The following is a 13,198-nucleotide window of genomic DNA, read 5'->3' as shown; positions in this document are numbered from 1 at the left end:
TCAACAAACGGCCGGCATCGCCCCGGCCGCCTCACCCTGGAGACGAGGATGAGCCTGCCCGGCCTGGACTTCATGCTCGGCGACGACATCGAGGCGCTGCGCGACGCGGTGCGCGCCTTTGCTGTCGCCGAGATCGCCCCGCGCGCCGCCGAGATCGACCGCAGCGACTGTTTCCCGATGGACCTGTGGCGCAAGCTCGGCGAGCTGGGCGTGCTCGGCATCACCGCGCCCGAGGAATACGGCGGCGCCGGCCTCGGCTATCTCGCGCACATGGTGGCGATGGAGGAGATCTCGCGTGCCAGCGCCTCGGTGGGCTTGAGCTACGGCGCGCACAGCAACCTGTGCGTCAACCAGATCCGCCGCAACGGCAGCGAAGCCCAGCGGCAGCGTTACCTGCCCAGGCTGATCAGCGGCGAGCACGTCGGCGCGCTGGCGATGAGCGAGCCCGGCGCCGGCAGCGACGTGCTGTCGATGAAGCTGCGTGCCGTGCCGCGTGGTGACGCCTACGTGCTCAACGGCAGCAAGATGTGGATCACCAACGGCCCCGACGCCGACACGCTGGTCGTCTACGCCAAGACCGAGCCCGAGCTCGGCGGCCGCGGCGTCACCGCCTTCATCGTCGAGAAGGGCATGAAGGGCTTCTCGGTGGCGCAGAAGCTCGACAAGCTGGGCATGCGCGGCAGCCACACCGGCGAGCTCGTCTTCCAGGACGTCGAGGTGCCGGCCGAAAACGTGCTCGGCGAGCTCAACGGCGGCGCCAAGGTGCTGATGAGCGGCCTGGACTACGAGCGTGCGGTGCTTGCCGCCGGGCCGATCGGCATCATGCAGGCGGTGATGGACGAGGTCGTGCCCTATGTGCACGAGCGCAAGCAGTTCGGCCAGAGCATCGGCGAGTTCCAGCTCATCCAGGCCAAGCTGGCCGACATGTACACCGTGCTGCAGGCCGGGCGCTCGTTCTGCTACACGATCGGCAAGAACCTCGACGCGCTAGGTACGGGCCACGTGCGCCGGGTGCGCAAGGACTGCGCCAGCGTCATCCTGTGGTGCGCCGAGAAGGCCACCTGGATGGCCGGCGAGGGCATCCAGATCTTCGGCGGCAACGGCTACATCAACGACTACCCGCTGGGCCGGCTGTGGCGCGACGCCAAGCTCTACGAGATCGGCGCCGGCACCTCGGAGATCCGCCGCATGCTGATCGGCCGCGAGCTGTTCGCCGAGACGATGTGAACGATCGCGTCAGGATGGCTGCGTAAACTTCCCCGCATCCCATCGACGCCCGCCGCCATGACCCAGACGCTGTCCGACCTGTTCGCCAACAACCGAGCCTGGGCGGACGAGATCGAAGGCCGCCAGCCCGGTTTCTTCACCAAGCTGCTGCACCAGCAGACGCCGCAGTACCTGTGGATCGGTTGCGCCGACAGCCGCGTGCCGGCCAACGAGCTGGTCGGCCTGCTGCCCGGCGACCTGTTCGTGCACCGCAACGTCGCCAACGTCGTCGTGCCGACCGACCTGAACTGCCTGTCGGTGCTGCAGTACGCCGTCGACCAGCTGCGCGTGCGCCACATCATGGTCGTCGGCCATTCGCGCTGCGGCGGCGTGATGGCCGCGCTCGGCAACCTGCGTGTCGGCCTGGTCGACAACTGGCTGCGCCACGTGCAGGACGTGCGTGACCGCCACCGCGCCCTGCTCGACGGGCTGAGCGCCGACCGGCGCGTCGACGCGCTGTGCGAGCTCAACGTGCTGGAGCAGGCGCGCAACGTCTGCCGCACGACCATCGTCGAGGACGCCTGGAAGCGCGGCCAGGAGGTCGTCGTGCACGGCTGGGTCTACGGCCTGCACAACGGGCTGCTGGAAGACCTGTCGATCACCGCCTCGGGGCCCGACGGTGTCGAGCCGGCCTACGAGGCGGCACTGGCGGCGCTGCACCGCCGCTTCGGGGACGGCTGATGTTCCCGCGCCATCTCGGGGACGGCCGCGCGTACGAGATCGCGCGTGCGATGCTGGACGGCTTCAACCGCCACTACCGCCTGTTCCGCGAGACGAGCGCCGCCGCCAAGCAGCGTTTCGAGCGCGCCGACTGGCACGGCCAGCAGCGCGCGCAGCGCGAGCGCATCGAGTACTACGACCTGCGCGTGGCCGAGACCGTGCAGCGCCTGCGCGACGAGTTCCACGTCGCCGAGCTGTCGATGAACACCTGGCAGCAGGTCAAGCTGCACTACATCGGCCTGCTGACCGACCACCGCCAGCCCGAGCTGGCCGAGACCTTCTTCAACTCGGTGACCGCCAAGCTGCTGCACCGCAGCTACTTCAACAACGACTTCATCTTCGTGCGCCCGGCGATCAGCACCGAGTACCTCGAGAGCGACGAGCCCGGCACCCGCCCGACCTACCGCGCCTACTACCCGACGCACGGCACGCTGTCCGAGACCTGGCACCGCATCGTGCACAACTTCCAGCTCGACGTGCCGTTCGAGAACCTCGACCGCGACGTCGAGAGCGTGCTGCAGGCGATGCTGTCGGAGCTGGGGGGCTTCCGCCCGCGCGCCAACTTCCAGATCCAGGTGCTGTCCAGCCTGTTCTACCGGAACAAGGGCGCCTACCTGGTCGGCAAGATCATCAACGGCTTCAACGAGACGCCGTTCGCGCTGCCCATCCTGCACGGCGAGCGCGGCCAGGGCCTGGTCATCGACGCCGCGCTGTTCGGCGAGGACGACCTGCTGATGCTGTTCAGCTTCGCGCGCGCCTACTTCATGGTCGACATGGAGGTGCCGTCGGCCTGCGTGCAGTTCCTGCGCTCGATGATGCCGCACAAGGACCGCTCCGAGCTGTACAGCGCGCTGGGCCTGCAGAAGCAGGGCAAGAACATGTTCTACCGGGACTTCCTGGCCCACCTGCGCTACAGCAGCGACAAGTTCCGCATCGCCCCGGGCATCAAGGGCATGGTGATGCTGGTCTTCGATCTGCCATCGTTCCCGTACGTCTTCAAGGTCATCAAGGACTACTACCCGCCGCAGAAGGAGACGACGCGCGAGCAGATCAAGGCCAAGTACCTGCTCGTCAAGCAGCACGACCGTGTCGGGCGCATGGCCGACACGCTGGAGTACAGCAGCGTGGCCTTCCCGCGCCACCGCTTCGAGGACGAGCTGGTCGCCGAGCTGCGCCGCTTCTGCGGCAGCCTGCTCGAGGAGGACGGCGACATGCTGATCATCCACCACCTCTACATCGAGCGGCGCATGATCCCGCTGAACATCTTCCTGCAGGAGGCGCCACCCGACCAGGTGGCGCACGCCGTCGTCGAGTACGGCAACGCGATCAAGGACCTGGTGGCCGCCAACATCTTCCCCGGCGACATGCTGTGGAAGAACTTCGGCGTCACGCGCCACGGCAAGGTCGTCTTCTACGACTACGACGAGATCGAGTACGTCACCGACTGCAACTTCCGCCGCGTGCCGCCGCCGCGCAACGAGGAGGACGAGATGTCGGGCGAGATCTGGTACTCGGTCGGCCCGAGGGACGTGTTCCCCGAGACCTTCGGCCCCTTCCTGCTCGGCAACCCGGCGGTGCGCGAGGTCTTCATGGCCCACCACGCCGACCTGCTCGACGCGGCGTTCTGGCAGACGCACAAGGAACGCATCGCCGCCGGCCACGTGCACGACGTCTTCCCCTACGAGCCGTCCAAGCGGTTTTCGCTCGGCCGGCGCGACGAGCCACGACAACACCAGGAGACACGAGATGCCTGATTCCATCGTCATCGCCTCGGCCGCGCGCACGCCGATCGGCGGCCTGCTCGGCGACTTCGCCGCGCTGCAGGCCTGGGAGCTCGGCGCCGTCGCGGTGAAGGCCGCGGTCGAGCGTGCCGGCGTGCCCGGCGACGCCGTCGACGAGGTGCTGCTCGGCAACTGCCTGATGGCCGGCCAGGGCCAGGCGCCGGCGCGCCAGGCGCTGCGCCGCGCCGGGCTGCCCGATTCGGCCGGTGCCGTCACGCTCAGCAAGATGTGCGGCTCGGGCATGCGCACGATGATGTTCGCGCACGACATGCTCGCCGCCGGCAGCGCCGACGTGCTCGTCGCTGGCGGCATGGAGAGCATGACCAACGCGCCGCACCTCGTGTTCGCGCGCAAGGGCGTCAAGTACGGTGCCGCGCCGATGTACGACCACATGGCGCTCGACGGCCTCGAGGACGCCTACGAACGCGGCAAGGCGATGGGCGTCTTCGCCGAGCAGTGCGTCGCCAAGTACGGCTTCAGCCGCGAGGCCCAGGACGCGTTTGCCATCGCGTCGACCGAACGTTCCAAGAAGGCCAACGAGGACGGCAGCTTCGACTGGGAGATCGCGCCGGTGACGATCGCCGGCAAGGGGGGCGAGACCGTCGTGCGCCGCGACGAACAGCCGTTCAAGGCGCGCCCGGACAAGATCCCGGGCCTGAAGCCGGCGTTCAAGAAGGACGGCACGATCACCGCCGCCAGTGCCTCCAGCATCTCCGACGGCGCCGCCGCGCTGGTGCTGATGCGCGAGTCGACCGCCGCCCGCCATGGCATCACGCCGCTGGCGCGCATCGTCTCGCACGCCGTGCATGCCCAGGCGCCGGAGTGGTTCACGACCGCGCCGGTCGGCGCCATCGGCAAGGCGCTGGCCAAGGCCGGCTGGACCGCCGCCGACGTCGACCTCTGGGAGGTCAACGAAGCCTTCGCCGCGGTGACGATGGCCGCGATGCACGAGTTCGCGCTGCCGCACGAGATCGTCAACGTGCACGGCGGCGCCTGCGCGCTGGGCCACCCGATCGGCGCTTCCGGCGCACGCATCGTCGTCACGCTGCTGGGCGCGCTGCGCCAGCGTGGCCTGCGCCGCGGCGTCGCCGCGCTGTGCATCGGCGGCGGCGAGGCCACGGCGATGGCGGTCGAACTGCTGTAGCCCTCGCCTCCGGCGGCCGAGCGGGCGGCCCCCGTGGCCGCGCTACAGTGCGGCGCAATGACCGAAGAAGAGGCACGCCGCGTGGTCCTGGTCCAGGCCGTCGAGACGGCCGGGGACTCGCCGCTGTGGACCGCGGAAGACCGCGCCTGGGCCACCCGGCTGGCGCAGCAGACGGCCGGCGCCGACGCGACGCCTGAACGTTTCGTCGTCGAGCGCTCGCGCCACGCGCTGGAGCGCCTGCTGCCGCGCGACGCCGCAGCGCGGCGCTGGCTGGAGCGTGGCACGCGGCGCGGCGCGCTGGCCTTCGGCGTGCTGCTCGCCGCCTTCGTGCTCGGCTCGGCGGTCGACCACCTCGGCTCGATGCAGCGCATCGACCTGCTGGCGCCGCCGGTCTGGGCCGTCGTCGCCTGGAACCTCGTGATCTACCTTGGCCTGCTGGTGCCGCGCCCGCTGGCCGGTCTGCGTGCGCTGCTGGCGCGGCGCTGGGTCGCCGACACCGCCGGCGTCGGCGCGCTGTGGGCCCGGCTGGCGCTGCCGCTGTCGCTGGCGCGTGCGACGGCGCTGCTGCATGCCGCCGCCGCGGCGCTGGCGGCGGGCGTCATCGCCGGCATGTACCTGCGCGGCCTGGTGCTGGACTACCGCGCCGGCTGGCAGAGCACCTTCCTCGAACCCGGCGTGGTCCAGCCGCTGCTGCAGGCGCTGCTGGCGCCGGCCTCGTTCGTCACCGGCATCGCCGTGCCCGACGCCGCGCCGCTGCGGCTGCAGGCCGGCGCCGCCGCCAGCGCGCCGGCGGCCGACTGGATCCACCTCTACGCCGCGACGCTGGCGCTGGCCGTCGTCGTGCCGCGGCTGCTGCTGGCGGCCGTCGCCATGCTGCGTGCCGGCGCGCTGGCGCGGCGTTTCCCGCTGCCCTTCGGCGACCCGTACTTCGAGTGCCTGCGCCTGCACCAGCTCGGCGCCCGCGCCCAGGCCCAGGTGCTGCCGTACGCCGCCGGCCTCGGCGCGCAGGCGGCGCTGGGCCTGCGCGCCCTGCTGGCCGCCGTCTTCGGCGACGAGGTGCGGCTGCGCGTCGGCCCGCTGACGGCCTTCGGCGACGAGGACGCGGCGCGCGCGCTGCGCCCCGAGCCCGGCGACACGCTGCGCATCGCCGTCTTCGACCTCGGCGCCACGCCCGAGGCCGAGGCCCAGGGCCGTTTCGCTGCCGCGCTGGGGCGCGATCTGCCGCTGGTGCTGCTGGCCGACGAATCGGCCTTCCGCCGCCGCTTCGGCGCCTACCCGGAGCGCCTGGCGCAGCGCCGCGCCGCCTGGCAGGCGCTGGCCGAGGCCCAGGGCCTGCCGCTGGTCTGCGCCGACCTGGACGCCGGCGAACCCGCCGCCGCCGAGGCGGCGTTCAAACGCGCGCTGGGGCGATGACGAGCATCCGCCTGTCGCTGGTCTCGCACACCAACGTCGGCAAGACGACGCTGGCGCGCACGCTGCTCGGCCGCGACATCGGCGAGGTGCGCGACGCGCCGCACGTCACCGAGTTCGCCGAGATGCATCCGCTGCTGCAGAGCCCGGCCGGCGACGTGCTCGAACTCTGGGACACGCCGGGTTTCGGCGACACCGTGCGCCTCGTGGGCCGGCTGCGGCGCGAGGGCAGCGCGCTCGGCTGGTTCCTCAGCGAGGTCTGGGACCGCTGGCGCGACCGCCCGTTCTGGGCCACGCAGCAGGCGCTGCGCCACGTGCGCGACACCAGCGACGTCGTGCTCTACCTCGTCAACGCCGCCGAGTCGCCCGAGGCCGCCGGTTACGTCGGCCCCGAGATGGAACTGCTGGCCTGGATCGGCAAGCCGGTCGTCGTGCTGCTCAACCAGCTCGGCCCGCCGCGCGGCCCCGAGGCCGAGGCCGCCGACGTCGAGCGCTGGCGAAAGCGCCTGGCTGCCCAGGCGCCGGTGCGCGCGGTGCTGCCGATGGACGCGTTTGCGCGCTGCTGGGTGCAGGAGGGCGTGCTGCTGCGCACGATCGCCGGCGTGCTCGACGGCGAGGCGCGGGCCGCCGCGTCGCGCCTGGCCGCGGCCTGGGCGGCGACGCGGCGCGAGACCTTCGACGCCGCGGTCGACGAGCTCGCCGCCAGCCTGGCGCGCATCGCCTGCGCCCGCGCGCCGCTGCCTGACGGCGGCTGGCTGTCGCGCCGCCAGGACGCCGACGCCGCGCGCCATGCGCTGGCCGACATGCTGGACCGCGAGGTGCGCGCCAGCACCGGCCGGCTGCTGGCGCTGCACGGCCTGGACGGGCGTGCCGAACGCGAGATCCTCGACCGCGTCGCGGCCCAGGTGGACCTGCACGCACGGGTCGGCGAGGGCCGCGCGGCGCTGGTCGGCGGCGTGCTCAGCGGCGCGCTGGCCGGGCTCAAGGCCGACCTCGCCACCGGCGGCCTGACGCTGGGCGGCGGCATGCTCGCCGGCGGGCTGCTCGGCGCCCTCGGTGCCGCGGGCATCGCGCGCGGGCTCAACGTCGTGCGCGGCACCGACCGCGGTTTCGCCAGCTGGAGCGCCGAGGCCATGGCGCCGCTGGCCGAGGCGGCGCTGCTGCGCTACCTGGCCGTGGCCCACTTCGGCCGTGGCCGCGGCGAGTGGGCCCAGGGCGAGGCGCCGCCGCACTGGCGCGCCGTCGTCGCCGAGGCGCTGGCCGCGCGGGCGCCGGAGATCGACGCGCTGTGGGCCGCGCGCAGCACACGCGCCGACAACGCCGGCGACGCCGAGTCCCTGGCGCGTGCCTTGCGCACGCCGCTGACCGCAGCCTTGCGCGTGTCGCTGGAACGGCTCTATCCGGGCGCCTGGGCGGCTGTCGATAATCCGCCGCCATGAAGATCCTGATCCTCAGCGCCGGGCGCGTCGGGCAAAGCGTCGCCGCGAGTCTGCTGTCGGAGCGCAACGACATCACGATCATCGACACCGACCCGGTGCGACTGCGCGAGCTGCAGGACCGCATGGACCTGCGTGGCGTGGTCGGCAACGGCATCCAGCCCAGCGTGCTGCGCGAAGCCGGCATCGAGGACGCCGACATGCTGATCTCCTGCGCGCCGCTGGACGAGACCAACCTCGTCGCCTGCAAGGTCGCGCACGACGCCTTCAACGTGCCGACGACGATCGCCCGGCTGCGCAGCCCCGAGTTCGTCGACGGCAGCCCGCTGCTGGGCCACGAGGGCGGCTTCGCCGTCAACCAGGTGATCTGCCCCGAGCAGAGCGTCACCGCCTACATCCGCAAGCTGATCGAGTACCCCGAGGCGCTGCAGGTGCTGGAGTTCGCCGACGGGCTGGTGAGCCTGATCGCGGTGCGCGCCGGCCCCGGCGCGCCGCTGGTCCAGCACTGCCTGTCCGAGATCCCGGCGCTGGCGCCGAGCGCACCGATGCGTGTCGTCGCCGTCTACCGCGGCGACAAGGTCATCGACTCGCTCAGCGGCGACACGCGCATCGAACCCGGCGACGAGGTCTTCGTGCTCGCCGCCACCGCCGACATCCGCCGCGTGCTGCACGCGCTGGCGCCGCGTGTCGAGCCGGTGCGCCGGCTGATGATCGGCGGTGGCGGCAAGGTCGGGCTGCGCCTGGCGCGCGAGCTGCAGGCCAGCTACCGCATCAAGCTGATCGAACGCGGCCGCACGCGCTGCGAGTACCTGGCCACCGAGCTGCCGGCGCCGGTGCTGGTGCTCGAGGGCGACGTCACCGACGAGGAGCTGCTCGAGAGCGAAGGCGTGCGCGACATGGACCTGTTCCTCGCGCTGACCGACGACGACGAGGACAACATCATGGCCTGCCTGCTGGCCAAGCGGCTGGGCGCGCGGCGCGTGTTCTCGCTGATCAACCGCCAGGCCTACGCCGACCTGGTGCAGGGCGGGCAGATCGACATCGCGATCTCGCCGGCGCAGACCGTCATCGGCGAGCTGCTGGCCTACGTGCGCCGCGGCGACGTCGAGGCCGTGCACAGCCTGCGCCACGGCGCCGCCGAGGCGCTCGAAGGCGTGGTGCGCGGCGACCGCAAGACCTGCCGCATGGCCGGCCGGCGCATCGACGAGATCGCGCTGCCGGCCGGCGCGCAGGTCGGCGCCATCGTGCGCGGGCTGGAGGACGCCGACGGCAAACGCCAGCGTGCGCGCGCCGAGGTGCTGATCGCCCACCACGACACGGTGGTGCAGACCGGCGACCACGTCATCGTCTTCGTGCCGACCAAGCGCCTGCTGCGCGAGGTCGAACGCCTGTTCCAGGTGTCGGCCACCTTCTTCTTCTGAGCCCGGCGATGGACGCGCTTGCCGTTGTCGCGCTGATCGGCCGCATGGTGGCGGGGTTCTCGCTGCTGATGCTGGTGCCGCTGGCCTGGGCCGTCTATGCCGGCGAGCCGGTCGTCGACGCGCTGGTGAAGGCGGCGGCCACCAGCTTCGCCATCGGCGCCGCCGCCAGCCTGATGACGCGGCGCTTCCGCCGCGACCTGCAGCCGCGCGACGGCTTCCTGCTCGTCGGCCTGACCTGGACCGTGCTGCCGGCCTTCGGCGCGCTGCCGCTGGCGCTGATGCTGCCCCAGGCCTCGGTCACCGACGTCTACTTCGAGGCCGTCTCGGCGCTCACCGCCTCGGGCGGCACGGCCTTCTCGGGGCTGGACGCGATGCCCGGCGCGGTGCACGTCTGGCGCTGCCTGATGACCTGGGTCGGCGGACTGGGCATCATCGTGCTGGCGGTGGCCATCCTGCCGATGCTGGGCATCGGCGGCTCGCAGCTGTTCCGTGCCGAGGTCACCGGGCCGATGAAGGACAGCAAGCTGACGCCGCGCATCGCCGACACTGCGCGCGCGATCTGGGGCGTCTACGTGCTGCTGTCGCTGGCCTGCGCGCTGGCCTACCGCGCCGCCGGCATGAGCTGGTTCGACGCCTTCGTGCACACGGGCTCCACCGTCAGCCTGGGCGGCTTCTCGTCCTACGACGCCAGTTTCGGCCACTGGAACTCGCGCGACATCGAGGCCGTGGCGATCGTCTTCATGATGCTGTCGGGCGTGAACCTGACGATGTACTACGTCGTCTGGCGCGAGCGTTCGCCGGCGCCGCTGTGGCGCAACGCCGAGGCGCGCGCCTTCTACCTCGTGGTGCTCGGCAGCGCGGTGCTGATCGCGCTGTACCTCTGGGGCAGCGGCGCCTACGACAGCCTGGCGCTGGCGCTGCGCCACTCGGTGTTCCACGTCGTCTCGGTGGCCACGACCGCCGGCTACGCGACCTACGACTACGCGCAGTGGCCGCTGTTCGCGTCGCTGTGGATGATCCTGCTGGGCTGCTTCGCCACCTGTGCCGGCTCGACCGGCGGCGGCATCAAGATGGTCCGGCTGATCCTGCTGCTCAAGCAGGCGCGCCACGAGTTCGTGCGCATCGTGCATCCCAACGTCGTCAACCCCGTCGTGCTCAACGGCCGGGCGATCAGCGACCGCACGATGCAGAACGTCATCGGCTACATGATGACCTACGGCGCGGTGCTGGTCGGCCTGACGATGGCGCTGCTGGCCACCGGGCTGGAGCCGGTGACGGCCTTCACCGCCGTCATCGCCTGCGTCAACAACATCGGCCCCGGCCTCGGCGAGGTCGGCCCGGCGGTCAACTACGGCAGCCTGAGCGACCTGCAGACCTGGATCTGCGCGTTCGCGATGCTGGTCGGGCGGCTGGAACTGCTGACGGTCCTCGTCCTCTTCATGCCCGCCTTCTGGCGAGACTGACTGTGAGCCCCGGCCGCCTGGCGGCCGGCGTGCAGTCCCCGCGGGGACAGGCCGCCATCGGCGGCCAGGGGGTGCGGCGGAGGCAAACGGGCCGAAGCCGATCCGGGTCTCCCGGTCGGCTTCGGTAGCCCCTCGGGGGCGGCCGCCTGGCGGCCGGGGCTCACACTTTCGGTAAGTACAGCCGGTCGGTGTAGGTCGCCAGCCAGTGCGGGCGGAAGGCGACGAAGATCGCGACCAGGATGCCGGCCAGCCAGGCGTCGCCCCAGGCGGCGAGCCAGCGCGCCAGCGCCAGGTCGTCTCCGCCCAGGCCGTTCGGCGGCGGGTGCAGCGCCGCGGCCAGCGCGCCGGCCAGCGCACCGGCGACCGCGGTGACGAAGAAGCCGCGGCCGAGGATGTAGACGAACAGGTGCTTGGGCAGCCAGCGCCGCACCGCGGCACCGAGCACGACGGCCATCGTCGCCGGCACCAGGCCCAGCCAGACGAAACGTTCGAGGCCGGCCTCGGGCGTCAGCCCGCCGGCGAACATCGTCACCAGCGCGACCGGCACCAGCGCCAGCACGGCCAGCGGCCAGCCCATCATCAGCATCAGCAGGCAGGCGCCGGACAGCGGCTGCGCCACCGCGCTGTCCGCGTAGCGGTCGGCGCCCCACATCAACGGCAGCATGGCGGCCCAGGCCAGCCAGGGCCAGGGCGGACCTGCGGGGCCGACGCCGCGCCACGGCCGCATCGCCAGGGCCGCGGCGATGGCCACGGCGGCCAGCGACGTTTCGAGCCACACCATGCGGCCCATGCTACGCCCGGGCCCATGTCCGTGCGCTTATCCGAGGATCGGCCTCGGGGGCGCCCGGTCTCCGGGCCGTCCCTGAGGCGGCGGCACGGGGGCGCTGTCAGAATTGACGTTAACGTAAACGTCAATCGGCCGTTCCTGACGGCCGCGGGAGACACCGTGCCGGTCCTGAACTCGCAGCTCAACCCGCGCTCGGAGGAGTTCCAGGCCAGCGCGCTGGCGATGCGCCAGCTCGTCGGCGACCTCAACGCCCAGCTCGCGCGCATCGCCGAAGGCGGCGGCGAGGCCGCACGCGCCAAGCACACGGCACGCGGCAAGCTGCTGCCGCGCGAGCGGGTCGAGATGCTGCTCGATCCCGACACGCCGTTCCTGGAGATCGGCGCGCTCGCCGGCCTCGGCCTGTACGACGGCGCCGCGCCGGGCGGCGGGCTGATCGCCGGCATCGGCCGCGTGAGCGGCGTCGAGTGCATGGTCGTCTGCAACGACGCCACCGTGAAGGGCGGCACCTACTATCCGGTCACGGTGAAGAAGCACCTGCGGGCGCAGGAGATCGCGCAGGAGAACCGTCTGCCCTGCGTCTACCTCGTCGACTCCGGCGGCGCCAACCTGCCGAACCAGGACGAGGTCTTCCCCGACCGCGAGCACTTCGGCCGCATCTTCTACAACCAGGCGCAGATGTCGGCGCTGGGCATCCCGCAGATCGCCGTCGTGATGGGCTCGTGCACCGCCGGCGGCGCCTACGTGCCGGCGATGAGCGACGAGACCATCATCGTGCGGAACCAGGGCACGATCTTCCTCGGCGGCCCGCCGCTGGTGAAGGCGGCCACCGGCGAAGTCGTCAGCGCCGAGGACCTGGGCGGCGGCGACGTGCACACGCGGCTGTCGGGCGTCGCCGACCACCTGGCCGAGAACGACCTGCACGCGCTGGCGATCGCACGCGCGGTGGTCGCCAACCTCAACTGGCAGAAGCCGGCCCCGCTGCGCCTGCAGCCGCCGCGGCCACCGCTGTTCGACCCGGCCGAACTGCACGGCGTCATCCCGACCGACCCGCGCAAGCCCTTCGACGTGCACGAGGTCATCGCACGCCTGGTCGACGGCTCGGAGTTCGACGAGTTCAAGGCGCGCTACGGCACGACGCTGGTCACCGGCTTCGCGCACATCGAAGGCATGCCGGTGGGCATCGTCGCCAACAACGGCGTGCTGTTCTCCGAGAGTGCGATGAAGGGCGCGCACTTCATCGAGCTGTGCTGCCAGCGCCGCGTGCCGCTCGTGTTCCTGCAGAACATCACCGGCTTCATGGTCGGCCGCAAGGCCGAGGCCGAGGGCATCGCCAAACACGGCGCGAAGATGGTCACCGCGGTGGCGACGGCGACGGTGCCCAAGTTCACGGTGATCATCGGCGGCAGCTTCGGCGCCGGCAACTACGGCATGTGCGGCCGCGCCTACGGGCCTCGCCTGCTGTGGATGTGGCCGAACGCGCGCATCGGCGTGATGGGCGGCGAGCAGGCCGCCAGCGTGCTGGCGACCGTGCGCCGCGACGCCATCGAAGCCAAGGGCGGCACCTGGCCGGCCGAGGACGAAGCGGCCTTCAAGCAGCCGATCCTGGAACAGTTCGCGCGCCAGGCGCACCCGTACTACGCCAGCGCCCGGCTCTGGGACGACGGCGTCATCGACCCGGCCGACACGCGCCGTGTGCTCGCGCTGGCGCTGTCGGCTAGCCTCAACGCGCCGATTCCCGAGACGCCGCGTTTCGGCGTCTTCCGCATGTGA

10 protein-coding genes are annotated in these 13,198 nt (G+C 71.9%); 9 read left to right on the top strand and 1 reads right to left on the bottom strand.

The window, feature by feature from the left end:
• The first annotated feature begins 48 nt into the window (after nt 1-48).
• From LOC65_RS02820 to LOC65_RS02785, 8 genes are all read left to right on the top strand, one after another.
• Complete coding sequence (locus LOC65_RS02820) at nt 49-1,227, top strand: isovaleryl-CoA dehydrogenase (protein ID WP_230246562.1); 1,179 nt, start codon at nt 49-51, stop codon at nt 1,225-1,227.
• Nucleotides 1,228-1,284: 57 nt separating this feature from the next.
• On the top strand, nt 1,285-1,947 hold the full coding sequence (can, locus tag LOC65_RS02815) for a carbonate dehydratase (protein WP_009855827.1): 663 nt from the start codon (nt 1,285-1,287) through the stop codon (nt 1,945-1,947).
• Entirely contained in the window at nt 1,947-3,740 is a 1,794-nt protein-coding gene (gene aceK, locus LOC65_RS02810) for a bifunctional isocitrate dehydrogenase kinase/phosphatase (RefSeq protein ID WP_009855828.1), read from the top strand. The genes can and aceK overlap by 1 nt, the downstream gene beginning before the upstream one ends.
• A complete protein-coding gene (locus tag LOC65_RS02805) occupies nt 3,733-4,911 on the top strand; it encodes an acetyl-CoA C-acyltransferase (protein ID WP_230246561.1) in 1,179 nt (392 codons plus the stop codon). The genes aceK and LOC65_RS02805 overlap by 8 nt, the downstream gene beginning before the upstream one ends.
• Before the next feature lie 81 nt (nt 4,912-4,992).
• On the top strand, nt 4,993-6,324 hold the full coding sequence (locus LOC65_RS02800; protein ID WP_230246560.1) for a DUF2868 domain-containing protein: 1,332 nt from the start codon (nt 4,993-4,995) through the stop codon (nt 6,322-6,324).
• Nucleotides 6,321-7,760, top strand: coding sequence for a GTPase domain-containing protein (locus LOC65_RS02795; RefSeq protein ID WP_230246559.1), 1,440 nt, complete (start codon nt 6,321-6,323; stop codon nt 7,758-7,760). The genes LOC65_RS02800 and LOC65_RS02795 overlap by 4 nt, the downstream gene beginning before the upstream one ends.
• Complete coding sequence (gene trkA / locus LOC65_RS02790) at nt 7,757-9,178, top strand: Trk system potassium transporter TrkA (RefSeq protein WP_230246558.1); 1,422 nt, start codon at nt 7,757-7,759, stop codon at nt 9,176-9,178. The genes LOC65_RS02795 and trkA overlap by 4 nt, the downstream gene beginning before the upstream one ends.
• Before the next feature lie 8 nt (nt 9,179-9,186).
• Complete coding sequence (locus LOC65_RS02785) at nt 9,187-10,641, top strand: TrkH family potassium uptake protein (RefSeq protein ID WP_230246557.1); 1,455 nt, start codon at nt 9,187-9,189, stop codon at nt 10,639-10,641.
• A 160-nt stretch (nt 10,642-10,801) separates the two neighbouring features.
• Here the strand turns inward: LOC65_RS02785 and LOC65_RS02780 are convergent, their stop codons facing one another.
• Nucleotides 10,802-11,422 carry a membrane protein gene (locus LOC65_RS02780; RefSeq protein ID WP_037290156.1) on the bottom strand — a complete coding sequence of 207 codons (621 nt, stop codon included), beginning with the start codon at nt 11,420-11,422 and terminating at the stop codon, nt 10,802-10,804.
• 165 nt (nt 11,423-11,587) lie between these two features.
• Here LOC65_RS02780 and LOC65_RS02775 point away from each other — a divergent pair, with 165 nt between their 5' ends.
• A complete protein-coding gene (locus tag LOC65_RS02775; RefSeq protein ID WP_230246556.1) occupies nt 11,588-13,198 on the top strand; it encodes a carboxyl transferase domain-containing protein in 1,611 nt (536 codons plus the stop codon).

The organism is Rubrivivax sp. JA1055 (assembly GCF_020966565.1).
Classification (GTDB): Bacteria; Pseudomonadota; Gammaproteobacteria; order Burkholderiales; family Burkholderiaceae_C; genus Rubrivivax; species Rubrivivax benzoatilyticus.
The sequence above is the reverse complement of the archived record's forward strand: the minus strand, read 5'-3'. Positions and strand labels throughout refer to the sequence as shown.

Bases quoted from the DNA above. Each gene is read 5' to 3' on its own strand.
- can (WP_009855827.1), top strand. From the start codon at position 1,285: ATGACCCAGACGCTGTCCGACCTGTTCGCCAACAACCGAGCCTGGGCG.
- trkA (WP_230246558.1), top strand. From the start codon at position 7,757: ATGAAGATCCTGATCCTCAGCGCCGGGCGCGTCGGGCAAAGCGTCGCC.
- LOC65_RS02805 (WP_230246561.1), top strand. From the start codon at position 3,733: ATGCCTGATTCCATCGTCATCGCCTCGGCCGCGCGCACGCCGATCGGC.
- LOC65_RS02795 (WP_230246559.1), top strand. From the start codon at position 6,321: ATGACGAGCATCCGCCTGTCGCTGGTCTCGCACACCAACGTCGGCAAG.
- aceK (WP_009855828.1), top strand. From the start codon at position 1,947: ATGTTCCCGCGCCATCTCGGGGACGGCCGCGCGTACGAGATCGCGCGT.
- LOC65_RS02785 (WP_230246557.1), top strand. From the start codon at position 9,187: ATGGACGCGCTTGCCGTTGTCGCGCTGATCGGCCGCATGGTGGCGGGG.
- LOC65_RS02780 (WP_037290156.1), bottom strand. From the start codon at position 11,422: ATGGTGTGGCTCGAAACGTCGCTGGCCGCCGTGGCCATCGCCGCGGCC.
- LOC65_RS02820 (WP_230246562.1), top strand. From the start codon at position 49: ATGAGCCTGCCCGGCCTGGACTTCATGCTCGGCGACGACATCGAGGCG.